Origin of the sequence: Bartonella sp. AA78NXGY (assembly GCF_042197005.1) — a bacterium.
Lineage (GTDB): Bacteria > Pseudomonadota > Alphaproteobacteria > Rhizobiales > Rhizobiaceae > Bartonella.
Map to the genome: position 1 here is coordinate 1 of NZ_JBHIRI010000069.1, position 1,212 is coordinate 1,212.

The 1,212-nt window shown below is 41.4% G+C and carries 2 pseudogenes; one reads left to right on the forward strand and one right to left on the reverse strand.

Annotation, left to right across the window (positions count from 1 at the left end):
* Nucleotides 1–84: pseudogene (locus ACFINL_RS09660) on the reverse strand (exonuclease); the annotation flags it as partial.
* Nucleotides 85–261: 177 nt separating this feature from the next.
* On the opposite strand from ACFINL_RS09660, the pseudogene ACFINL_RS09665 reads away from it, so the two are divergent.
* A pseudogene (locus ACFINL_RS09665) lies at nucleotides 262–1,212 on the forward strand (filamentous hemagglutinin); the annotation flags it as partial.

Here is a 1,212-nt window from a genome sequence, read left to right on the forward strand (position 1 = left end):
TTGTATCTCTCGTTCTATCTCTGCTAAAAAGGCTTCAACAACTTGATTGATCTGTTCAATTTGTTGATCATCACGGAAAAAACGGAAGAAGTCACCATCGCATTCCAAAAACCAGAGGGGTTTGATCCAATTGAAAATGCGATTTTGTATCATACAACAAGTGTAGCAAATGAGTTGAGGGTAGAAATGTGGGCCGTTTCCTATGAGGAAGTTGAATGTTCAGGAAACATATGTGATTTTCACTTTAAAAATTCTTTGCCCAACAAAGAGGCAACTTATGGTAAGATAACTTTAGAAGATGAGATAGTATACAAGGCATTTACTTGGAATGAAGAGAGTGAAAGTTCGCTTTTTTTCAAGGGTACCGATGGAATAATTTATCTCACATGATACAGAAAAGACTGTCACACAAGCATTTTCGCATAAACCAACTGTTTCGGGGGTAATACAATCTAGTGGCAATCTCATCATTAACGCTGATACCATTGACAACCATTATAGCTCTATGAGAGCAGGGGGAAATGCCGATATCCACGCCAATGTGCTGACCAATTTAGGGGCAACGGCTTATAAAAACACTTATCTTGGTTGTCAGGCTAATACAGACAGTTGTTATGGTTATAAAGCTGATGGAAGCCGCGATGTTTCTTTAGATATAGCCAATGGCAAGGATCGCCAGATTGGTTCAGAAGCTTTGGAGAGCGTTCCTGGTCTTGTCCAAGCGGGTGGCACTTTAAATCTGGTGGTTGATCAACTCAATAACACGGCAGCGGAAGGTTCGATTACAGGGGATGCGCATTTTAAAGCACAAGCAGTTGAAGGCAATCCACTGGAGTCCTTAAGTGGTTTAACTGGGGTTGATGCTCTCTTTACACCAAAAGTGGATCTCAATAATGCAGGAGAACTGTCTGAGGGGCTCCCTTTACCAAAGCCCCAATCGGGGGGTGTTGGGGGCACGCTACCCAATCAAAATTTCATTTATGAAACGCGGGCAGAATTTCTTGATGTCGGCAAGTTTTATGGCTCAGCCTATTATTTGAACAGAATTGGTTACAATCCTGACAGAGAGATTTTTTTCTTAGGCGATGCTTATTTCGAAAAGGAATTGATTGAAAAACAAATGCGTGATCTTGTGGGTCAAGGTTTGGGTAAAGGCTCCTTTATTCCTAGAAGTGATGCCATTGAACAAGTCAAAACTTTGCTGGATGTCGG